The 19,145-nt window shown below is 61.0% G+C and carries 22 protein-coding genes; 9 read left to right on the top strand and 13 right to left on the bottom strand.

What is annotated here, in order from left to right:
* Positions 1–45: 45 nt before the first annotated feature.
* Entirely contained in the window at positions 46–510 is a 465-nt protein-coding gene (locus ACPYOP_RS04105; RefSeq protein WP_481409122.1) for a MarR family winged helix-turn-helix transcriptional regulator, read from the bottom strand.
* Positions 511–646: 136 nt separating this feature from the next.
* Here ACPYOP_RS04105 and ACPYOP_RS04110 point away from each other — a divergent pair, with 136 nt between their 5' ends.
* The 3 genes from ACPYOP_RS04110 (at position 647) to ACPYOP_RS04120 (ending at position 2,308) form a co-directional block, all read left to right on the top strand.
* Positions 647–1,069: an organic hydroperoxide resistance protein gene (locus tag ACPYOP_RS04110; RefSeq protein WP_481409123.1), complete on the top strand. Its 423-nt coding sequence runs from the start codon at positions 647–649 to the stop codon at positions 1,067–1,069.
* Between the two features lie 125 nt (positions 1,070–1,194).
* Positions 1,195–1,578, top strand: coding sequence for an antitoxin Xre-like helix-turn-helix domain-containing protein (locus ACPYOP_RS04115; protein ID WP_481409124.1), 384 nt, complete (start codon positions 1,195–1,197; stop codon positions 1,576–1,578).
* Entirely contained in the window at positions 1,538–2,308 is a 771-nt protein-coding gene (locus tag ACPYOP_RS04120) for an RES family NAD+ phosphorylase (RefSeq protein ID WP_481409125.1), read from the top strand. The genes ACPYOP_RS04115 and ACPYOP_RS04120 overlap by 41 nt, the downstream gene beginning before the upstream one ends.
* Here the strand turns inward: ACPYOP_RS04120 and ACPYOP_RS04125 are convergent.
* Positions 2,295–2,741: a MarR family winged helix-turn-helix transcriptional regulator gene (locus ACPYOP_RS04125; protein ID WP_481409126.1), complete on the bottom strand. Its 447-nt coding sequence runs from the start codon at positions 2,739–2,741 to the stop codon at positions 2,295–2,297. The genes ACPYOP_RS04120 and ACPYOP_RS04125 overlap by 14 nt on opposite strands.
* 71 nt (positions 2,742–2,812) lie before the next feature.
* On the opposite strand from ACPYOP_RS04125, the gene ACPYOP_RS04130 reads away from it, so the two are divergent.
* Together ACPYOP_RS04130 and ACPYOP_RS04135 are read left to right on the top strand one after the other, a co-directional pair.
* Positions 2,813–3,538, top strand: a complete 726-nt coding sequence (locus ACPYOP_RS04130; protein WP_481409127.1) for a DUF899 domain-containing protein — start codon at positions 2,813–2,815, stop codon at positions 3,536–3,538.
* Positions 3,539–3,748: 210 nt separating this feature from the next.
* On the top strand, positions 3,749–4,525 hold the full coding sequence (locus ACPYOP_RS04135; protein WP_481409128.1) for a VOC family protein: 777 nt from the start codon (positions 3,749–3,751) through the stop codon (positions 4,523–4,525).
* A 390-nt stretch (positions 4,526–4,915) separates the two neighbouring features.
* On the opposite strand, the gene ACPYOP_RS04140 is transcribed toward ACPYOP_RS04135, so the two are convergent.
* From ACPYOP_RS04140 to ACPYOP_RS04150, 3 genes are all read right to left on the bottom strand, one after another.
* Complete coding sequence (locus ACPYOP_RS04140) at positions 4,916–5,842, bottom strand: carbohydrate kinase family protein (protein ID WP_481409129.1); 927 nt, start codon at positions 5,840–5,842, stop codon at positions 4,916–4,918.
* A gap of 77 nt (positions 5,843–5,919) precedes the next feature.
* Positions 5,920–6,618 carry an orotate phosphoribosyltransferase gene (locus tag ACPYOP_RS04145; RefSeq protein ID WP_481409130.1) on the bottom strand — a complete coding sequence of 233 codons (699 nt, stop codon included), beginning with the start codon at positions 6,616–6,618 and terminating at the stop codon, positions 5,920–5,922.
* Between the two features lie 124 nt (positions 6,619–6,742).
* Positions 6,743–7,393, bottom strand: a complete 651-nt coding sequence (locus ACPYOP_RS04150; RefSeq protein WP_481409131.1) for a TetR/AcrR family transcriptional regulator — start codon at positions 7,391–7,393, stop codon at positions 6,743–6,745.
* A gap of 99 nt (positions 7,394–7,492) precedes the next feature.
* Here ACPYOP_RS04150 and ACPYOP_RS04155 point away from each other — a divergent pair, with 99 nt between their 5' ends.
* Together ACPYOP_RS04155 and ACPYOP_RS04160 are read left to right on the top strand one after the other, a co-directional pair.
* Positions 7,493–8,323: an SDR family oxidoreductase gene (locus ACPYOP_RS04155; RefSeq protein ID WP_481409132.1), complete on the top strand. Its 831-nt coding sequence runs from the start codon at positions 7,493–7,495 to the stop codon at positions 8,321–8,323.
* Positions 8,320–8,799 (top strand): anthrone oxygenase family protein, encoded by a 480-nt coding sequence (locus ACPYOP_RS04160; RefSeq protein WP_481409133.1) that lies wholly within the window; start codon positions 8,320–8,322, stop codon positions 8,797–8,799. Before ACPYOP_RS04155 ends, ACPYOP_RS04160 begins: the two co-directional genes overlap by 4 nt.
* Positions 8,800–8,878: 79 nt before the next feature.
* Here the strand turns inward: ACPYOP_RS04160 and ACPYOP_RS04165 are convergent, their stop codons facing one another.
* From ACPYOP_RS04165 to ACPYOP_RS04190, 6 genes are all read right to left on the bottom strand, one after another.
* Positions 8,879–10,030, bottom strand: a complete 1,152-nt coding sequence (locus tag ACPYOP_RS04165; protein ID WP_481409314.1) for a GGDEF domain-containing protein — start codon at positions 10,028–10,030, stop codon at positions 8,879–8,881.
* A 199-nt stretch (positions 10,031–10,229) separates the two neighbouring features.
* Positions 10,230–11,270, bottom strand: coding sequence for a dihydroorotase (gene pyrC / locus ACPYOP_RS04170; RefSeq protein ID WP_481409134.1), 1,041 nt, complete (start codon positions 11,268–11,270; stop codon positions 10,230–10,232).
* A 143-nt stretch (positions 11,271–11,413) separates the two neighbouring features.
* Entirely contained in the window at positions 11,414–12,046 is a 633-nt protein-coding gene (locus ACPYOP_RS04175; protein WP_481409135.1) for a nucleoside triphosphate hydrolase, read from the bottom strand.
* On the bottom strand, positions 12,043–12,852 hold the full coding sequence (locus ACPYOP_RS04180) for an ATP-binding cassette domain-containing protein (protein ID WP_481409136.1): 810 nt from the start codon (positions 12,850–12,852) through the stop codon (positions 12,043–12,045). Before ACPYOP_RS04180 ends, ACPYOP_RS04175 begins: the two co-directional genes overlap by 4 nt.
* Entirely contained in the window at positions 12,828–13,892 is a 1,065-nt protein-coding gene (locus ACPYOP_RS04185; protein ID WP_481409137.1) for an ABC transporter permease, read from the bottom strand. Before ACPYOP_RS04185 ends, ACPYOP_RS04180 begins: the two co-directional genes overlap by 25 nt.
* A gap of 176 nt (positions 13,893–14,068) precedes the next feature.
* Positions 14,069–15,094 carry a substrate-binding domain-containing protein gene (locus tag ACPYOP_RS04190; protein ID WP_481409138.1) on the bottom strand — a complete coding sequence of 342 codons (1,026 nt, stop codon included), beginning with the start codon at positions 15,092–15,094 and terminating at the stop codon, positions 14,069–14,071.
* A gap of 246 nt (positions 15,095–15,340) precedes the next feature.
* On the opposite strand from ACPYOP_RS04190, the gene ACPYOP_RS04195 reads away from it, so the two are divergent.
* Both ACPYOP_RS04195 and ACPYOP_RS04200 read left to right on the top strand, forming a co-directional pair.
* Positions 15,341–16,588, top strand: coding sequence for an ROK family transcriptional regulator (locus tag ACPYOP_RS04195; protein WP_481409139.1), 1,248 nt, complete (start codon positions 15,341–15,343; stop codon positions 16,586–16,588).
* Positions 16,572–17,006, top strand: coding sequence for an RbsD/FucU family protein (locus tag ACPYOP_RS04200; protein ID WP_481409140.1), 435 nt, complete (start codon positions 16,572–16,574; stop codon positions 17,004–17,006). The genes ACPYOP_RS04195 and ACPYOP_RS04200 overlap by 17 nt, the downstream gene beginning before the upstream one ends.
* A gap of 237 nt (positions 17,007–17,243) precedes the next feature.
* Here ACPYOP_RS04200 and ACPYOP_RS04205 read toward each other — a convergent pair whose 3' ends face one another.
* Both ACPYOP_RS04205 and ACPYOP_RS04210 read right to left on the bottom strand, forming a co-directional pair.
* Entirely contained in the window at positions 17,244–18,281 is a 1,038-nt protein-coding gene (locus ACPYOP_RS04205; protein WP_481409141.1) for a 4-hydroxyproline epimerase, read from the bottom strand.
* Positions 18,282–18,295: 14 nt separating this feature from the next.
* Positions 18,296–19,006, bottom strand: a complete 711-nt coding sequence (locus ACPYOP_RS04210; RefSeq protein WP_481409142.1) for an SDR family oxidoreductase — start codon at positions 19,004–19,006, stop codon at positions 18,296–18,298.
* Between the last annotated feature and the right edge of the window lie 139 nt (positions 19,007–19,145).

Consider the following 19,145-nt stretch of genomic DNA (forward strand, 5'->3'; position numbering starts at 1 on the left):
TTTTCCCGACATCTTAAGGGTGAAGTGGCTCTTGCGCCTCAGGCTTCATTCTGCCGCCAGATTGATCTTCAGCTTTTGTAGCTGATCGCGCAGATTGGCCATTTCGGCCATGTCGCAGCCGGTCGCCTGGCCGATGGCATCCATGATCGCGCCAACCTGGCGCTTCATGCCCGTGCCCTTTTCCGTCAGCGAAATAATCACTTGCCGTTCATCCTTCGGATCGCGCGCGCGGCTGATCAGGCCGGCTTGTTCGAGCCGCTTCAGCAATGGCGACAGTGTTCCGGAATCGAGATCCAGCTTCTCGCCGATGGTCTTGACCGACAGGCTGCCCTTTTCCCAGAGCACCAGCATGACGAGATATTGTGGATAGGTTAGGCCGACACGATCGAGAATCGGCTTGTAGGCCCGGTTAAAGGCATGCGCGGCGCTGTAGACGGCAAAACAAAGCTGGCTTTCCAGCCGCTTTTCCTCGTCGGGTATCATGGTCTGCCCATCTGCCTTGTCCGTCATTGCTGCTCCGCCATTTTTCTTGTTGCCGGCATTGTCACAAATTCACTTTGCAAAATCAAATTGCAAAAAATACATATTGTGCACGATTAAATCGTGATGTATATAATCGCTATCCAACACGAAAAGGAGACATGACATGCCAATTCTCTACACCACCAAAGCTTCTGCCACGGGTGGCCGCGCCGGCCATGCGGTTTCCGAAAACGGCGTCCTCGACGTCACGCTGACCGTGCCGAAGGAACTTGGCGGCGACGGCGCCACGGGCACCAATCCGGAGCAGCTGTTTGCAGCCGGCTATTCCGCCTGCTTCCTGGGCGCCCTGAAATTTGTCGCGGGCCAGCAGAAGGTCAAGATTCCGGAAGACGCGAAGGTGACCGCGGCCGTCGGGATCGGCCCGCGCGCGGATGGCGGCGGCTTCGGCATCGAAGTGTCTCTGGCGGTCCATATCCCCGGCATGGACAAGGCCGAGGCTGAAAAGCTTGCCGCGGCAGCGCATATCGTATGCCCCTACAGCCACGCCATGCGCACCTCGACTGAAGTGCCGTTTACGGTTGTCTGAGGCGGATCGCCGCATACGCCATCTGGAAAAGACGGATAAAGCCGATGAGGGAGCAGGGATCTCGTCCCCGCTCCTTTTCTTTTGCAAGAAATATGCTATATTTTTTCCTAGGAAAGGATGTGGCTATGACAATGGCACAGGCAATAGGCCAGGCAAAACCTGGCGAAGCGCTCGTCATCACCAAGGCGGTTGTCAATGCTGCCGAGCGGCTGGGGCTGAACGCCCGCATATTGGCTGCGGTCATCGGCGTCTCTGAAGCGACGGTGTCGCGCATGAAGCGGCAGGATCATTTGCTGGAGCGCAACAGCAAGCCGTTCGAGTTGGCCGTGCTTTTCGTTCGTCTCTTCCGTTCGCTCGATGCCATCGTGGGGGGCGACGAAGTTGTGGCCCGCCAATGGCTGCGCAACGGCAATCTCGCCTTCGGCGCGGCACCCATCGACAAGATTGTCTCGATTTCTGGTTTGACCGATGTCCTTGCCTATCTGGACGCCCGCCGCGCTCTCATTTGAGGCAAGGGCCATTTCCGGCCGTTATTGGCGGCTGGTGGAATCGCAGCATCAGGTCTCGACGCTGAAGCTGGTGGATACGCTTGAGGAGCAGACGCTTCTCGAAAGTCTGTTGGAGGAGAGCAAGCCGGTCCTGCCGCCGGAATGCGCCGGTTTCGACTATCTACTCGCGACACCCTTCCGCTATGGTGCGATCTATCCGCACGGCTCTCGTTTCCGTCGCGCCGGCCGCACGCTCGGCGTTTTCTACGCCTCCGAGCAGGTGGAGACGGCCCTGGCGGAGATGAGCTTCTATCGATTGCTCTTTTTCCGCGATTCCCCCGACACGCCGCTGCCGGCCAATGCCGCCGAATATACCGCCTTTGCCGCGGCGATCGCCTCGAAGACAGCGATCGAGCTGACCATGCCTCCCTTGGATCGCGACCGGCAGCACTGGACCGATCCGGTCAACTACGAGGCATGCCAGTCGCTTGCCGAAGCGGCGCGGGCCGGCGGCATCGAAGCGATCCTCTATCGATCCGTTCGGGATCCTCGGGGCGGCAGGAACATCGCACTCTTGACGGCCAGGGCCTTTTCCGCGCGCGAGCCGGTGGAGCGTCAGACCTGGCGCATCCGGCTGTCGCGCGTCGGCGTGCAGGCGCTCTGTGAATTCCCCCGGCGTCGCATCGGTTTCGAAAGGCAGGATTTCGATGACGATCCCCGGCTATCGGAGCTGCCGTTCAGAGCAGAGTAGCAAGGTCGCGGCGCAAGCGGTCGCCATTGCCGTCGGGCAGCCGCTCTTCGAGGGCCGCATGCGTCGTCTTCCAGGCCGGCACGGCGGCGGCCAGCGCTGCCTTTCCGGATGGCGTGAGGCTGAGAAGGCGGGCTCTTCGGTCTTTGGGATTAGGCACGATGTTGATCCACCCGCGCCGTTCCAGTGGCTTTAAGGCCGCCGTCAGCGTCGTCTGGTCTATTGCCAGGAGTGCTGTGACCGACGCCATGGATGCCGGCACGGGCCGGTTTAGCGACATCATCAGCGAAAACTGGCCGTTGGTCAGCCCAAACGGCCTCAGGGCTTCGTCAAAACGGCGGGCAAGAGCGCGCGCGGCGCGCTGCACATGAAGGCAGAGGCAGGTATCGCGCACTAACAGTGTGGTTTCAAAAGGGATTTCGACTGAGTTTGACATGATTCATTAATATTGATATCAATATATTTGTCAAGATTTGGGAATGAAAACGCCGGAGGAGGGCGCTGACAATGAACCAGGTCGTTTCCAGGGAAGTGTGGCTCGAAGCCCGCCGCCAACTGCTCGCCAATGAGAAGGAGGCAACGCATCTTCGCGACCGCGTCAATGCGGAACGCTTGGCCTTGCCTTGGGTAAAGGTCGATAAAGATTATGTTTTCGACACGCCGGTCGGCAAGAGGACGCTTGCGGATCTCTTCGATGGCCGCAGCCAGCTGATCATCTATCACTTCATGCTCGGTCCGGATTGGGAGGCCGGCTGCCCCGGATGCTCATTCCTCGCCGATCATTTCGATGGAGCGCTTCCGCATCTCAACAACCACGATGTTACGCTGGTTGCGGTGTCCCGCGCGCCGCTGGAGAAGGTGGAGGCCTACAAGAAACGCATGGGCTGGAAATTCCCCTGGGTGTCGTCCTTCTCAAACGATTTCAATTTCGACTATCACGTCTCTTTCACCAAAGAGCAGCTCGCCGGTGAAAAGGTGTTCTATAATTTCAACGATATGGACGCCGCCGACGGCAATGACGAGTTGCCTGGTCTCAGCGCCTTCTACAAGGATGAAGCCGGCAATATCTTCCACACCTATTCCAGCTATGCCCGCGGCGGCGAGGAAATGATCGGTACGCTGATGATCCTCGACAATGCGCCGAAGGGCCGGAATGAAGGCCACACCATGGATTTCGTGCGTCGCCACGACGAATATCAGGATGTGGCGAAGGCGGATTCCTGCTGCCATTGAGGCAGCTGAATTCATGCTATGTGGCGCAAGGGCTCGAATTCTTGTGCTTTGCGCCTAGTTAAGATTTGGAGCCTGCCTGCCGAGGAACGACGGATCGATCGATTGACCATCGTTCGGCCGTCATTTTCATCGGCCATGATGCGCTTGCGCCGACATCGGGCTCAGGACGAGACGGATGACCGCAACAATCACAATAGGGAGAGAGATATCATGGCTGAGAAGGGATATTTTGTCTGGTACGAGCTGATGACGACGGACATGAAAGCGGCCGAAGCTTTCTATACCAAGGTTGTCGGCTGGGATGCCGCGGATGCCGGGATGCCGGAAGTCGGCATGGATTATACGCTGTTCAGCGCCGGTGCAGGTCCTATCGCCGGCTTGATGATATTGCCGGAGGGGGCAAAGGCGATGGGCACGCCGCCCTGCTGGACCGGCTATATCGGTGTTCCCAATGTCGACGAGGCGGCAAAAACGGTCGCTGCCAAGGGTGGCAAGATCTATCGCGAGCCGACGGATATTCCAAGCGTCGGCCGGTTCGCGGTCGTCTCTGATCCCTACGGCGCCGCCTTCTGCCTCTTCACGCCGCTGCCGGGCCAGGATTGGGAGCCCGCGGCGCCCGCTACCCCGGGCTATTTCGGCTGGCACGAGCTCTATTCCAACGACGGCCCGAAGGCCTTCGATTTCTATAGCGAGATGTTCGGTTGGGAATTGAGCTCCGATTTCGACATGGGGCCGATGGGCAAATACAAGATCTTCAAGATCGGCGACCGGGACTTCGGCGGCATCATGACCAAGCCGGCGGAAATGCCAATGCCGGCCTGGAATTTCTACATCAATGTCCCAGCGATCGATGCGGCGATCACCCGCATCACCGAAGGCGGCGGCGCGATCGTCAATGGCCCCATGGAGGTCCCCGGCGGCAGCTGGATCGTCCAGGCCACCGACCCGCAAGGCGCGTTCTTCTCGCTGGTCGCGCCGGTGCGGTAGAACAACACCTCCCCCTTGAGGGGGGAGGTCGCCGCAAAGCGGCGGGTGGGGGTGAAATGGTTCATCGCCCGAAGGATCACCCCACCCCGGCACTGCGTGCCGACCCTCCCCCTCAAGGGGAGGGTTAAGTCACAGCTCAATCTCATCGTTTGAGTATGTGGTGGGCATACCCCCCTCTGTCCCTGTCGGGACATCTCCCCCACAAGGGGGGAGATCGTTGGGAGTTTGCCGCACGTCTTACGAATGTAAAACGCTCTCTCAACGGCTGCGAGGCTTGCTTGTTGCAAGAGAGCGCCACGGGCTACCAATCTCCCCCCTTGTGGGGGAGATGTCACGACAGTGACAGAGGGGGGTGCAGGCTCTCCACCCCATCTCAAGGTCGACGAACAATCAAACCCCGATCTCACTTGCCCAGGGCGGATTGGCGCCGGCGCGCGACACGGTCACCGCCGCAGCCTTGGCGCCGAGCCCGAGGGCATCCCGCAAGGCCTTCTCGTCGAGCGAAGCCACCTGCGCCTTGGTCAGTGTGTTGTTCATCTTCAGCGACGCCAGAATGCCGGCGTCGAAAGTGTCGCCGGCACCGACCGTATCGACCACGGTGACGCGCTCGCTCGGAACCGAGACCTTCAGCGACTTGGTATAGCCGGTTGCGCCTTCCGCGCCCTTGGTGACGACGACGAGCTTTGCGCCCTTGGCCAGCCAATGCGCGGCGAGTTCATCATGATCGCCGGGGATGCCGAACCATGCCAGATCCTCATCCGAGAACTTCAGGATATCGGACATGGCGACCATGCGGTTGAGACGCGCCATGTGCGCGGCCTTGTCCTTGATGAAACCGGGGCGAATGTTCGGATCGAGCGAGATCACGCGGTTCTGATGCTCGCGCTTCATCAGCGCCTCGTAGGTCGCGCCGCAGGGATCGGGGATCAGGCTGATCGCGCCGAAATGGAGCGCCTCGCAATCGTCCCCGAGCGTCGGGAGATCCGCCTCGGTGATCATGCGGCCGGCCGTGCCTTCATCGTAGAAGGCATAGGTCGCCTGGCCGTTGACGAGCTTGACGAAGGCGATCGTGCTCGGGCGGGGCGTGATGGCACAATAGCTGAAATCGACCTTGGAGGCAGACAGCGTCTCGCGCAGGATTTCGCCCATCATGTCGTCGGCAATGCCGGTGAAGAAGCCCGTGGGAACGCCGAGACGGCCAAGTGCTATCGCGGTATTGAAGATCGCGCCGCCGGCGTAAGGCGCAAAGCCCTTCTCGCCCTGCGTCGTCTCCCGCGGCAACATGTCGATCAAAGCTTCGCCACAGCACAATATCATTCCGGCCTCCCAAAGAGCGCGTCTGTCGTGTCCAGTTACATAAATCGATTAGATAGATTCAGTGCAAAAGCAAAGCGTCAGTTTGTGGGCAGCTGCGAAATGCCGCCGTTCCGTCCGGACCAGGCGAGCGGCGCATTGAGAAAGGCCTCGACTTCCTCGAGCGTCTTGTCGTCGAACAGCTTCTGCTCCTTGGCAACGGCAAGCACATCGCGCCAGGTGGCGATGTGGTGCAGGCGGACTTTTCCATTGGCGAAGCGCTCTTCCGCCTCGGGGAAGATGCCATAGTAGAACAGCGCCATGCCATGATCGACGATGCCGCCGGCCGCGCGGATGGCATCGATGAAGGTGAACATGCTGCCGCCGGCCGTGGTCAGGTCCTCGATGACGAGCACGCGGGCGCCGTCCTTCATATCGCCTTCGATCTGGGCGTTGCGGCCATGGCCCTTCGGCTGCTTGCGGACATAGATCATCGGCAGGTTCAGACGCTCGGCCAGGAAGGCGGCGAAGGGAATGCCCGCTGTCTCGCCGCCGGCAACGCAGTCGAATTGCTCGAAGCCGGCATTGCGCACGATGATGCTTGCGGCGAAATCCATGACCGTCGAGCGGATGCGCGGATAGGAGATCAGCTTGCGGCAGTCGATATAGACCGGGCTCGCCATGCCGGAGGCAAGCTTATAGGGCTTGTCGGCGCTGAAATGGACCGCCTTGATCTCCCAAAGCATCCTGGCCACCAACTCAGCCATGATGGCGCGATCGGTAAATGTCATCTGGGTCATGCGGGGCCTCCTTCGCAGCGCTAATGTTCCAGCGGCAATAGCAGCAAGCGGCCCGAGTTTCCAGACGAATAGAAGCTTTTGCGGATATGTCGTGGTCGCTGCGGGTAAAGGCGGCCGGGAGCGATCATCGCAGCGCGCCGAGATCGGCGGGGAGCATTGTCTTGAACAGCGCGATGACCTTGTCGCCTTCTTCCCGTTCGATCGAAATCGCATAACGGACGGCGGCGGCGACCAGCTGCATGGTCAATCGGGCGATCCTTGCGAGTTCCCCTTGGTCGCGCTCAGGCCAGAGGCGCTCGAGAACAGTGAGAAATGCCTGCGAATGCCATTCCATGTCCTCGGCATCGACCTGCTGCAGCAGCTTGTCGGCATGGGTCGCGTGCCAGATGTCGCGCATGACCGGCTCGTCGAGAAACATCGCGTAATAGCCATCGACGATGCGCCCAAGGGCGGCCTGGAGCTGATCGGCACTCTTTATCGCCACCAGCTCGTCCTCGACGCATTGCCGCCCCTGCTCGTTGAAGCGCTCCGCCAAGACACGGATGATCGCGGTCTTGTCCGGGAAATATTGGTAGAGCGAGCCGAAGGATACGCCGGCCTTCTCGACGATCTCGCCCATGCGCAGCGCATCGCTGCCGTTTCTAGCAATCAACTCGGATGCCACTGAAAGGATCAGCTCCACCCGCTCGCGGCCGCGCTGCTGGCTGGGTATGCGGCGCGGCGTGCCTGCCTCGTCCTTGCTGCGCCTGCGTCTCGCGATCGGTTCCTGCGTCATGTCATTCCCTGCCTGTGACCGTTGACAAGCTATATAAGAGAGTTTATCACATTTCGCAAATGAGAGAATTTATCACATTTTGTGCAGGAGGAGTTAGAAATGCAGATCTCGACCATCGCCATCATCGGCGGATTAGGAAAAACCGGCGGCCGCGTCGCCGAACGCCTGAACGAGCGAGGCATCACGGTTCGCGCCGCGTCCCGCTCGACGACACCCCGCTTCGATTGGCAGGACCGCAGCACCTGGCACCAGGCGCTGGAAGGCGCTTCCGCCGCCTATGTCACGTTCCAGCCGGACCTTTCGGTCGACTGGGCAGCGGAGGCCATCGCGACCCTTGCCAAGACGGCTGTTGAAGCCGGTGTCGGGCATATCGTCCTGCTTTCCGGCCGGGGCGAGGATGGTGCAGTCCGTAGCGAGGAGAAACTCAAGGCCGTGGGTATCGACTATACCGTGCTGCGCGCTAGCTGGTTCAACCAGAATTTCAGCGAGGGGGCCTTCATGGACGGACTTTTACAGGGGAAGCTGACGTTGCCGGCAGGCGATGTGCCGGAGCCTTTCGTCGATGCCGACGACATCGCCGACGCGGCTGTCGAGTCTCTCACGGATCCCCGTCACCGCAACCGGACCTACGAGCTGACGGGACCTCGCGCCCTAAGCTTTCGCCAGGCGGTGTCCGAAATCGCAGCGGCCTCCGACAGGACCATCGGATACGAGACAGTTCCGATCGATGCTTTCATCGCCGAGATGACTGCCTACGGTCTGCCGCTGGAGACGACCGATCTCCTGCATGAACTTTTCACGGAGGTGCTCGACGGCCGCAACTCGCCTGTTATGAACGGCGTCAGCCAAATCCTCGGCAGGCAGCCGAAAGGCTTTTCCGATTATGCCCGTCAAACCGCCGCAACCGGCATCTGGAGTGTCCAGTCATGACCTTTCCGATCACCAATATCGCCCTCATCGTCGCGGCACTCGGCAGCGGCCTTCTCGCGGGCGTCTACTTCGCCTTTTCGACCTTCATCATGCAGGCCTTCGCCCGCCTTCCCGTCGACCAGGGGATCGCCGCCATGCAATCGATCAACACGACGATCGTGCGCTCGCCCTTCATCGTGCTGTTCCTGCTGACGGCCGCTCTGTCGCTCTTCATCGCGGTGATGGCAATTCTCTACTGGCGGGGTAGCATCAGCATGCTGATGCTGGCGGGTGCGGCGCTCTATATCGTCGCGAGCTTTCTTTCGACGATGGTGTTCAATGTGCCGCTGAACGACGCGCTCGACAAGCTCGACGGCCACTCCGCAGAGTCGGCACAGCTATGGTCGACCTATCTCAGCGACTGGGTCCGGTGGAACCATGTCCGCACGGTGGCTTCCCTGTTGGCCGCCTGCGCCTTCGTGAAAGCCCTGTTCTGAAAGATCGCAACGCGCTTCAGCCTTTTATTTCTACGCAATTCCGGACGGAAAACCGCTATGCACTTTTCCTGGAATTGCTTCAGACGGCATGCAGATAGGCCGCAACCTCGATACGGTTGCGGCCGTTGCGTTTGGCCTCGTAGAGCGCCTTGTCGGCGGCACGAAGGACATCGTCGAAGCCCAGGCCCTTGACTGTGCCGGTGGCAACCCCGGCGCTGACGGTGCAGACCAAAGTCTTGTCGTCGATGCTGATCGACCGCGCCGCGAAAGCTTCACGGACCCGCTCGGCGACCTGCTCCGCGCGACCGGGCAGCGCATTGTCGAGAACGAGCGCAAATTCCTCGCCTCCCAGACGCGCTACCGTGTCGGAAGGCCGCAGACCGAAGGCGAGCTCCTGGCCGAAAAGCTTGAGCACGAGATCGCCGGTGGCATGACCGTGCTGATCGTTGATGGTCTTGAAGCGGTCGATGTCGAAGATGATGACGGCCATGGACGGGCCGAAGCTGCGGCGACCGTAGAGATCGAACAAGGCCCGGCGGTTCAGCAGCCCGGTCAGGGAATCGGTGATCGCCTCCTGACGGTGGAACGCAGCCTGGCGCCACTGGTGCAGCGCAAGCGACAATGCGCCGATCCCGGTCATCCCGGCAATGCAGACGGCAAGGCTGACATCTTCAGCCCAATTGTCCGGCGCATGGCCAAGCACGAGCTTGCCATCGGCGATCAACACAGCCGCGCAGAGCGCAAAGGAAATGGCGGTTAGCGTGTAAAGCGCGGTGATGCCGTAAAGAGGCGTGGGCGCTTCACGCCGGCTCAGCCAGTATTCGCGCGCCGTCAGAAGCAAAAGCACGCTGATGACGATATTGTCGCCGATAAAGGCCAGCCCGTCGTAGCCGGCGAGCATAGGTCCCACCGAAGCGCCGATGCCGGTCAGGCAGCCGAGAGCGAAGCGAAGTTTGGAGAGACGGCTCGTGCGGAACTGATGCCCCGCCATCCAGATGGTCGCAAAGCCGATGAAAAACAGCACGAACGTCAGGATGGCAAGAATCGGCCGCGGCTGGTCGACATAGGAGCCGTAGATGAAGATACCGGCGACGATAGGAACAAGGCCGGCAGAGCACGTCAGGAGAAAGGTATCGGGCCGGCGGGAAAACCAGCTTCCGACCAATGTGACCGCGAGGCAGGACGCGGAAACGCCGAGGGCCAGAAGTAGGGAGTTATAATCGACCAGCATCATGCTCTTTCAACGGTTGCATTTTCTACCGCAGGGGATCGATGACACGCTAGGCTTCAAGGGGTATCAAATTAGTTACGGCAAATAATAAAGAAAATATATATCAGTAAAATATACGCTCCATATCGCGGCAAATACGCATGCATTACTACAATATTGCGTGTAAATTTGATTTTACTTATATAACCTGAACCTAAATTCAGCCTTCGATATCCCAATGCAGGGGGAACATGGGATCGAAGACGGTGACCGGGCCGGCGCCCGTTTCGATCTTGGCCGGGAACGTCACGGCATCAAGGCGACGCACCAGGGTAATACTGTCCTCGTTGACCGGCAGCCCATACCAGGCGGGTCCGTTCAGCGATGCGAAGGCTTCAATCTTGTCCAGCGCGCCTTCCTGCTCAAAGACGTGGGCAAGGCAGCTCATAGTATTGATCGAAGTATAAATTCCGGCGCAACCGCAGGCGCATTCCTTCAACGGATCGACATGGGGAGCCGAATCCGTGCCGAGGAAGAACCTGGTGTCGCCGCTCGTTGCAGCCGCGCGCAGCGCTAGGCGATGGCTTTCGCGCTTGGCGACCGGCAGGCAGTAATAGTGCGGACGAATGCCGCCGACGAGGATGGCGTTGCGGTTGATGATCAGATGATGCGTCGTGATCGAGCCGGCGAGGTTTGCCTTTGCGGATTTGATGTAGTTGACGCCGTCCGACGTGGTCACATGTTCCATCGTAACCTTCAAGTCAGGCAGGCGCTGGCGCAGCGGATCGAGCACGGTCTCGATGAACACGGCCTCGCGATCGAAAATATCTACTTCCGGTGTCGTCACCTCGCCATGGACGCAGAGCGGCAGGCCGATCTTCGCCATGCGCTCCAGCACCGGCATCGCCTTGTTCAGATCGCGCACGCCGCCGTGGGAATTGGTCGTCGCGCCCGCCGGATAGAGCTTGACCGCCGTGACCAGGCCACTCTTCTTGCCCTCCTCGACATCGTCGGGGCTGGTATGTTCGGTGAGGTAGAGCGTCATCAGCGGCTGGAAGCGATCACCGGCCGGCAGCGCTTTCAGGATGCGCTCGCGATAGGCAGTGGCGTCCGCCGTTGTCACGACGGGCGGCACGAGATTGGGCATGATGATGGCGCGGGCGAAATGCCTGGAAGTATCGCCGATCACGCCTTCGAGCATGGCTCCGTCACGCAAATGCAGATGCCAGTCGTCAGGACGGCGGATGGTGAGCTTTTGCATGGGCGCGACCTCTGGAATGTGAACGCGATCCCGCCCGAAAGCTGCCTCGGCCGTTTCGGGATCGTGCTTTTTGATAGTGCGCTTCGATAGCATCAACCGCCATCGCAAAACAATCCGCGAGCGCAGTTAAATGACAGAGAAGCTCAATCCTGCACGATATCGATGGTAATGTCTGCGCGGCGGCGGTTTTCCAGAATCAGCCGGCCGTTGGGCAGATCGTTGCCGTAAACCTTGGCGCTGGCCGCCTCTTCGTCGAGATCGTAGCCCCTCCAGCGCGCCCACAGCCGTTCCTCCAGCACCTCCATGGGTGGGGCAAGCATGATCGAATAATCGAACAGGCCTTCCAACTCCGCCCATTTGCCCTGGCTGAACAGCAGGTAGTTTCCTTCGACGACAATGAAGCGGTGATCGACCGGGACGATGCGGGCCGAGGCGATGGCAAGCTCTCGCGAGCGGTCGAAGACCGGTACAAGCACCTCCTCGTCGGCGGCGCGCACGGCTTTGACGATATCGAGAAAGGCGCGGACGTCGAAACTGTCAGGCACGCCCTTCCGCTTCAGAAGCCCCTTCTCGATCAGCACCGCATTGTCCATGTGAAAGCCGTCCATCGGCAGGACTTCGGCGCTTTCGCCTCTGGCCTTCAAGGCCTTGGCGACATTGTCGGCCAAGGTAGACTTGCCGGCCCCGGGAGGGCCGGCGATCGCCACCAGGAAGCGCTTCGCGTTGCCGGCGCGTGCGATGATCTCGCCGGCAACATCGTCAAGAGAGACGCTCATGCAGCGACATTCTCGACCGGCGGAGTCTTGGCGCCGGTCATGAAGGCGACGGCGTCGGACATGGTGTATTCCTTCGGATTGATGACGGTCAGGCGTCGTCCAAGGCGATGAATGTGGATGCGGTCCGCAACCTCGAAGACATGCGGCATGTTGTGCGAGATCAGCACGATCGGCAAGCCGCGCGCGCGCACATCGAGGATGAGTTCCAGAACCTTGCGGCTTTCCTTGACACCGAGTGCGGCCGTCGGCTCATCCATGATGACGACCTTGGAACCGAAAGCGGCGGCACGCGCCACGGCGACACCCTGGCGCTGGCCGCCGGAGAGCGTTTCCACTGCCTGGTTGATGTTCTGGATCGTCATCAGGCCGAGTTCGGTGAGCTTGTCGCGGGCGCGCTTTTCCATGGCCGGCCGGTCGAGCATGCGGAAGACGGAGCCGAGGACGCCGGGCTTGCGGATCTCGCGACCGAGGAACATGTTGTCCGCGATCGAGAGCGCCGGCGATAGCGCCAGGTTCTGGTAGACCGTTTCGATGCCAGCCTCGCGCGCTTCCATCGGCGACCTGAAATGAACAGGTTTGCCTTCCAGCTTGATCTCGCCTTCATCGGGTGTCACCGCGCCGGAAATCGCCTTGATCAGCGAGGATTTTCCGGCGCCGTTGTCGCCGATAACAGCAAGGATTTCGCCGGGATAGAGATCGAAATCGGCGTTGTCGAGTGCGGTGACGCGTCCATAGCGCTTGACGAGGCCACGCGCGGTGAGAAGGGGTTCGCCAGTCGTGGTCATGCCGATACCTTTCTGATCCATTGATCGATCGCGACGGCGCCGATGATCAGCACGCCGGTCAGGAGAACCTTCCACTGCGGATCGGCTCCGAGCATATTGAGGCCCATGGAGACGACGCCGACGATCATGGCGCCGAAGAGCGTGCCGAGGATCGAGCCACGGCCGCCGAATAGCGAGATGCCGCCGATCACGGTCGCGGTAATCGCCTGAAGATTGAAGTCCGTCACTGCCGAAGACGGCGAGACGGAGCCGTTGCGGCCGATCGAAACCCAGGCGGCAAAGGCCGCGATCAGTCCCGAAACGCCATAGACGGCAAGCAGCACTTTCTTGGTCTGGATGCCCGACAATTTCGCTGCTTCCGGATCGTCGCCGACAGCATAGACATGACGGCCCCAGGCGGTGTGATTGAGAATATACCAAAGGCCCAGCACCAGCAGCACCATGGCGATGACGCCGAGGGTCAGCACCGCGCCGCCGAGCCGGAAGCTGACCGCGAAGAGATGCAGGAGCGGCGCCTTTTCATCGACATCGGTGTCGCGGATAGTTTCATTGGCGGAATAAATGAAATTCGTCGCCATGACGATATTCCAGGTACCGAGCGTCACGATGAACGGCGGCAGCTTCATGTTGGCGACGAGGAAACCGTTGAGCAACCCACAGATGCCGCCCGCGGCCATGCCCGCGATAATGGCGACCGGCGCCGGCAGGCCGTAAGTAACGGCGACGTTGCCCATGACGACGGAGGAAATGACCATGATCACGCCGATCGACAGATCGATGCCGGCAGTCAGGATGACCAGCGTCTGGGCGGCGCCGAGAATGCCGACGATCGCGATCTGCTGCAGAATCAGCGTCAGCGTATAGGCGGAAAAGAACCGCCCGCCGATCGCGATACCGAAGATCACGATCGCCATCACCAATACGATCAACGGCACCGCGGCCGGCGTCGAATGCAGAAAATGCTGCACGCGCTTGAGAAAAGAGGCATCGTGCTGCTCGAACGAAGCGACGTTCTTGTCGCTGCCGTCGAGAACACGTTCGAATTCCTGTGCTCCGGACATATTATTCCTCCGCCACCGCGCTCATGCGCGGAAACCGCCGGCTGTTAGGGGCCAGCCGAGGGGATGAACCCCGGCCGACGTGACTGTTGCGATTGTCTGCTCCCTTATAAGAAGAGCCGCGCCAGCAGGCGCATGACGCGGCTCCCGAAGGGATTATATCACATTTCGTGAGGGGCTTAGCCCCAGCACTTTGCCATGCCTTCCTTGGTGTCGATCGACTTCAGGCCGGAAACCGGCTTGTCCGTCACCAGCGAGACGCCGGTGTCGAAGAAGGACTTGCCTTCAGTCGGCTTCGGCTTTTCGCCGCTATCGGCGAACTTCTTGATCGCCTCGACGCCGAGGGCAGCCATCATCAGCGGATACTGCTGCGACGTGGCGCCGATCACGCCTTCCTTGACGGACTTGACGCCCGGGCAACCGCCGTCAACGGACACGATCAGAACCTGCTTTTCCAAGCCGACGGCCTTCAGGGCCTGATAGGCGCCGACAGCAGCCGGTTCGTTGATCGTGTGGATGACGTTGATGCTGGAATCCTTCTGCAAGAGGTTTTCCATGGCCTTGCGGCCGCCTTCCTCGTTGCCGTTGGTGACATCATGGCCGACGATGCGCGCATCGGTTTCGTCGCCGATCTTGTTCGGGTCCTTCGGGTCGATGCCGAAGCCGATCATGAAGCCCTGGTCGCGCAGAACGTCGACGGAAGGCTGCGACGGCGTCAGGTCGAGAAAGCCGATCTTGGCGTCCTTGGCCTTGTCACCCAGCGTCTTGTTGGCCCATTCGCCGATCAGCTTGCCGGCGAGAAGATTGTCGGTTGCGAAGGTCGCGTCGGCGGCGTCAGCCGGTTCCAGAGGCGTGTCGAGCGCGATGACCAGCAGGCCGGCGTCGCGTGCCTTCTTGACCGAGGAAACGATGCCCTTCGTGTCGGAAGCGGTGATCAGAATACCCTTGGCGCCGCTGGCGATGCAGCTTTCGATGGCGGCGACCTGGCTTTCGCTGTCACCGTCGATCTTGCCGGCATAGGACTTCAGCGTCACGTCGAGTTCCTTGGCCTTGGCCGTCGCGCCTTCCTTCATCTTGACGAAGAAGGGGTTGGTATCGGTCTTGGTGATGAGGCAGGCGGATACGCCGGCAGCCTTTGCGGGTGCGGCGAAGGCAACGCCGATCGCCAGAGCGGCGAGCGTGGCGGAAATAACAGATTTCTTCATTCAATCCTCCCGATGTTTGAAAGGCCGGACTGTCCGGCAATCACGGAGCCGAGCCCGGCGTGGAGTTGCGCAATGCCTGTCGGATTATTTTCGGTGGACCTCCTCCAAGGCCATATACGCATCCTCAACGCCCATATCTGAGCCTAAAGATTTCGAGCTGTCAATAAATAAATCGGATTGAATTATTAATTCGATGTGGCATTCTGGAAAAAAATAAGGCATGGCCATGATGGAAGGAGCAGGCTCATGTCTCTCGTGCACGACCCTGAGGAAACACCCACAGCACCGGCGATTCTCGACCACAGCGGGGGCGCGAACCAGCTTGGCGTGCGCGCCCATAACGAACGGCTCGTCCTGTCGCTCGTGCGTCGTCACAGCGCGCTTTCGAAGGCCGATATCGCCAGGCGCAGCGGACTTTCGGCACAGACCGTTTCCGTCATCATGCGGGAGCTGGAGAAGGACGGGCTATTGTCTCGCGACGCACCCGTTCGCGGGCGCGTCGGACAGCCATCGATTCCCATGCGCCTCAACCCTGACGCGGTGCTCTCCTTCGGCGTCAAGATCGGCCGGCGCAGCGCCGATCTCGTGCTGATGGACTTCGTCGGCGGCATCAGGATGCAGCTTCATCAAACCTATCCCTACCCGCTGCCGCAGGACATCATCGCCTTCGTCACGGCGGGCGTCCGGGAGCTGGAGGGGCGCCTCAGCGAGGACCAGCGGCGGAAGATCGCCGGGATCGGCGTCGCCGCGCCGTTCGAACTGTGGAACTGGGCCGAGCAGGTCGGATCGCCGCCCGGGGCTATGGACGCATGGCGCGGCTTCGACCTGCGGGCCGAAATCGCCTCGCGCGCGCCCTATCCCGTTATGCTGCAGAACGACGCCACCAGCGCCTGCGGCGCCGAACTCGTCTTCGGCGTCGGCCCACGCTATCCGGATTTCGTCTATTTCTTCATCGGCTCCTTCCTCGGCGGCGGCATCGTCCTTAACTCGTCGACCTTCGTCGGCCGGACCGGCACGGCCGGTGCGCTCGGCCCGCTGCCCGTGCGCGGCCGCAATGGCGAGAACCGCCAGCTTCTCGAAATCGCCTCGATCTTCGTGCTCGAGAACCTTCTGCGCGATCATGGCTTCGACCCGCGCCCCCTCTGGTATTCGGCAGACAACTGGATCGACTTCGGCGAGCCGTTGGAAATCTGGATCCAGGATACGGCCAAGGCCTTGGCGCAGGCGATCGTCGCGGCCGCCTCGGTCATCGATTTCAGCGCCGCCGTCATCGATGGCGGCTTCCCCGATTGGGTGCGGGAACGCGTCGTGCGCGCGACCACCAGGGCAGCTGCCGAACTCGATCTCCAGGGCGTCGTCATGCCTGATATCATCGAGGGGGCCGTGGGGCCGCAGGCACGCGCCATCGGCGCCGCCAGCCTGCCGATCTTCGCGCGCTACCTGATCGACCAAAACGTTCTTTTCAAGGAGATAGAGCATGCTGAAGGGCATTGACCCGCTATTGAGCCCCGAGCTGCTGGCGACGCTGCGCGCCATGGGCCATGGTGACGAAATCGCCCTTGTCGACGGCAATTATCCAGGCCTCGAGCATGGCCGCCGCCTCATCCGTCTCGACGGCCACGGCGTCATCCCCGTGCTCGACGCCGTACTGAGCGTGCTGCCGATCGACGATTTCGTGCCGCAGGCGATTTTCCGCGCGACGGTCCGACAGGACCGCGACGCCGTCGATCCCGTCCATGCCGAAATGATCGAGTGCTGCGCCCGGCATGTGCCCGAGATCAAGGTCGTGCCGCTGCTGCCGGCGGAATTCTACGAAAGGGTGAAGCAGGCGCATGCGCTGATCCAGACCAGCGAGCCAAGGCTCTACGGCAATATTATTCTGCGCAAGGGTGTGATTTACCCGAAGGGGTAGTAAGGTCGTCGCAATACCCGTTGCAGAGATCGCCCCTCATCCGGCGTCCTGAGCTTGTCGAAGGGCGGCCACCTTCTCCCCGCTCGCGGGGCGAAGGGGATGGGCGCACCTGCAGCCTTCCTTCTGGCCAATTGCTCAGACGAGCTGATAGATAATCCCCTCTCCCCGCGTGCGGGGAGAGGGTTAGGGTGAGGGGCAAATCTCTCCATGCGGACAGAACCGATTCCCTGTCCGCCCTCAGATATTCCCCGCCGAAGGCCCCCAGACATCCGTCATGGCAAAACCTTCCGCCATGGGGTCGAAGGGATCGAGCGCCACCTGGCTGAGACCGAAGGTAAATCCGCGGCCGGTGATTGTCGGGATGATGGCCGGCTTGCCAGCAACTTCTGTCTCCGCCTGCAGGCCGACTTCGAACTCCGAACCGATGATCGAGCGGGATTTGAAGACATCGCCGACCTTGGCCTTGCCGCGGGCATGCAGGGTCGCCAGATTGGCGGAATTGCCGGTGCCGCAGGGCGAACGGTCGGCGCGGCCGGGCCACATGGTCGTGCAGGTGCGGATAGCGCCATCGTCGTCGATGTCGCGGAACATCACATAGGCGACGCCCGAGATCGCCGGAATTTCCGGATGAACGACGGTCATCGCCCGATTGATCGCATCCTTGATGATCATGCCGGCCTGGACGAGGGCGGCGGCATTCGCCTTTTCGATCCTCAGACCAATCTGGCCGACATCGACGAGTCCATAGAAGATGCCGCCATAACAGAGATCGAGCTTGATCTTGCCCCATTGCGGCGTGTCGAGTTCGACATCCAGCTCATGCACGAAGGACGGCACCATGGTCAGCCGCACTTTCTCGCAGCGGCCGTCGCGGCAGGTCGCCGTGGCACGGACGAGGCCGGCCGCCGTATCGAGCGTAACGACCGTTTCCGGCTCTTTCATCTCGACGATGCCGGATTCGAGCAGGGCCGTGGTCACGCAGATGGAGTTCGAACCCGAGCTCGCATGCGCCTGATCCGGCTGCAGGATGATGAAGCCGGCATCGGCATCGGGATGCTTCGCCGGTAGCAGCAGGTTGACGGAGCCGATCGGCGCGCCGCGCGGCTCCAGCACGAGGAAGCGGCGCAGCTCCTGGCCCTTGGGATCGGTATTCAGCCAATGCAGCTGCTCGGCAATGCTGTTGCCCGGGATCTTCGGCACGCCGCCGATGGCGACCCTGCCGATTTCCCCCTCGCAATGAACATCCAGCAGCTGGATCGTGCGCTTCCATCTCATCTCATGGGCTCCAATCAGACGTGTCGTGTAATGCCGCCGTCGACGCGGATATTCTGGCCGGTGATGTAGCCGGCGCCATCCGACAGCAGGAAGGCTGCCGTCTTGGCGATCTCACTCATCAGGCCGATGCGCTTCATCGGCACCTTGTCGGCGGTGTCCGGCTTGTGATTCAGGCTGTCGATATAGCCGGGCAGGATGCAGTTCATGCGGATATTGTCGGCCGCGTAACGATCGGAATAGAGCTTGGTGAAGGCGCCGGCCGCGGCGCGATAGGTGCAGGAAACCGGGAAGACCAGCGACGGCTCGTAGGCGGCAAAGGTGGTGATGTTGACGAAAGTGCCCTTGCCCTGCTTCAGCATGACCGGCGTCACCAGCCTTGCCATGCGCACGAGCGACAGGATCATCATATCGGAACCGAGTGTCCAGCTTTCGTCCGAGATATCGAGCAGATCGCCCTTCGGCGGATGGCCGGTATGGTTGACCACGGCGTCGATACGGCCATAGCTCTTCATCGTCAAATCGAAGATCGCCTGGATATCCTCGGCCTTTTCCGCCACACCGCGCGAGGCGACGCCGCCGAGTTCGGCCGCCAGCGTCTCACAGCTCTCCGATGGCGACATCAGCGCCAGGCGATAGCCATTGGCGGCAAGCTCGCGGGCGATCGCTTCACCCATGCCGCGGCCGCCGCCGGTGATCAATGCAACGGGCTTTTCGGTATCGGACATTCGTTTCCTCCTGATAGCGGTTGATGCGGAACGGCGCCGTGTCGACCGTGGGCTTATGCCGGCCATCATATCGGCCGCCGGCCGGCCTGTCGCCGCCCATGTCCGACGCCACTCGCAGCCATGCCAAACGTCAGCCGAC

The organism is Rhizobium sp. KNZ2-6A (assembly GCF_056755475.1).

Bases quoted from the DNA above. Each gene is read 5' to 3' on its own strand.
- ACPYOP_RS04105 (WP_481409122.1), bottom strand. From the start codon at position 510: ATGACGGACAAGGCAGATGGGCAGACCATGATACCCGACGAGGAAAAG.
- ACPYOP_RS04110 (WP_481409123.1), top strand. From the start codon at position 647: ATGCCAATTCTCTACACCACCAAAGCTTCTGCCACGGGTGGCCGCGCC.
- ACPYOP_RS04115 (WP_481409124.1), top strand. From the start codon at position 1,195: ATGACAATGGCACAGGCAATAGGCCAGGCAAAACCTGGCGAAGCGCTC.
- ACPYOP_RS04120 (WP_481409125.1), top strand. From the start codon at position 1,538: ATGTCCTTGCCTATCTGGACGCCCGCCGCGCTCTCATTTGAGGCAAGG.
- ACPYOP_RS04125 (WP_481409126.1), bottom strand. From the start codon at position 2,741: ATGTCAAACTCAGTCGAAATCCCTTTTGAAACCACACTGTTAGTGCGC.
- ACPYOP_RS04130 (WP_481409127.1), top strand. From the start codon at position 2,813: ATGAACCAGGTCGTTTCCAGGGAAGTGTGGCTCGAAGCCCGCCGCCAA.
- ACPYOP_RS04135 (WP_481409128.1), top strand. From the start codon at position 3,749: ATGGCTGAGAAGGGATATTTTGTCTGGTACGAGCTGATGACGACGGAC.
- ACPYOP_RS04140 (WP_481409129.1), bottom strand. From the start codon at position 5,842: ATGATATTGTGCTGTGGCGAAGCTTTGATCGACATGTTGCCGCGGGAG.
- ACPYOP_RS04145 (WP_481409130.1), bottom strand. From the start codon at position 6,618: ATGACCCAGATGACATTTACCGATCGCGCCATCATGGCTGAGTTGGTG.
- ACPYOP_RS04150 (WP_481409131.1), bottom strand. From the start codon at position 7,393: ATGACGCAGGAACCGATCGCGAGACGCAGGCGCAGCAAGGACGAGGCA.
- ACPYOP_RS04155 (WP_481409132.1), top strand. From the start codon at position 7,493: ATGCAGATCTCGACCATCGCCATCATCGGCGGATTAGGAAAAACCGGC.
- ACPYOP_RS04160 (WP_481409133.1), top strand. From the start codon at position 8,320: ATGACCTTTCCGATCACCAATATCGCCCTCATCGTCGCGGCACTCGGC.
- ACPYOP_RS04165 (WP_481409314.1), bottom strand. From the start codon at position 10,030: ATGCTGGTCGATTATAACTCCCTACTTCTGGCCCTCGGCGTTTCCGCG.
- pyrC (WP_481409134.1), bottom strand. From the start codon at position 11,270: ATGCAAAAGCTCACCATCCGCCGTCCTGACGACTGGCATCTGCATTTG.
- ACPYOP_RS04175 (WP_481409135.1), bottom strand. From the start codon at position 12,046: ATGAGCGTCTCTCTTGACGATGTTGCCGGCGAGATCATCGCACGCGCC.
- ACPYOP_RS04180 (WP_481409136.1), bottom strand. From the start codon at position 12,852: ATGGATCAGAAAGGTATCGGCATGACCACGACTGGCGAACCCCTTCTC.
- ACPYOP_RS04185 (WP_481409137.1), bottom strand. From the start codon at position 13,892: ATGTCCGGAGCACAGGAATTCGAACGTGTTCTCGACGGCAGCGACAAG.
- ACPYOP_RS04190 (WP_481409138.1), bottom strand. From the start codon at position 15,094: ATGAAGAAATCTGTTATTTCCGCCACGCTCGCCGCTCTGGCGATCGGC.
- ACPYOP_RS04195 (WP_481409139.1), top strand. From the start codon at position 15,341: ATGTCTCTCGTGCACGACCCTGAGGAAACACCCACAGCACCGGCGATT.
- ACPYOP_RS04200 (WP_481409140.1), top strand. From the start codon at position 16,572: ATGCTGAAGGGCATTGACCCGCTATTGAGCCCCGAGCTGCTGGCGACG.
- ACPYOP_RS04205 (WP_481409141.1), bottom strand. From the start codon at position 18,281: ATGAGATGGAAGCGCACGATCCAGCTGCTGGATGTTCATTGCGAGGGG.
- ACPYOP_RS04210 (WP_481409142.1), bottom strand. From the start codon at position 19,006: ATGTCCGATACCGAAAAGCCCGTTGCATTGATCACCGGCGGCGGCCGC.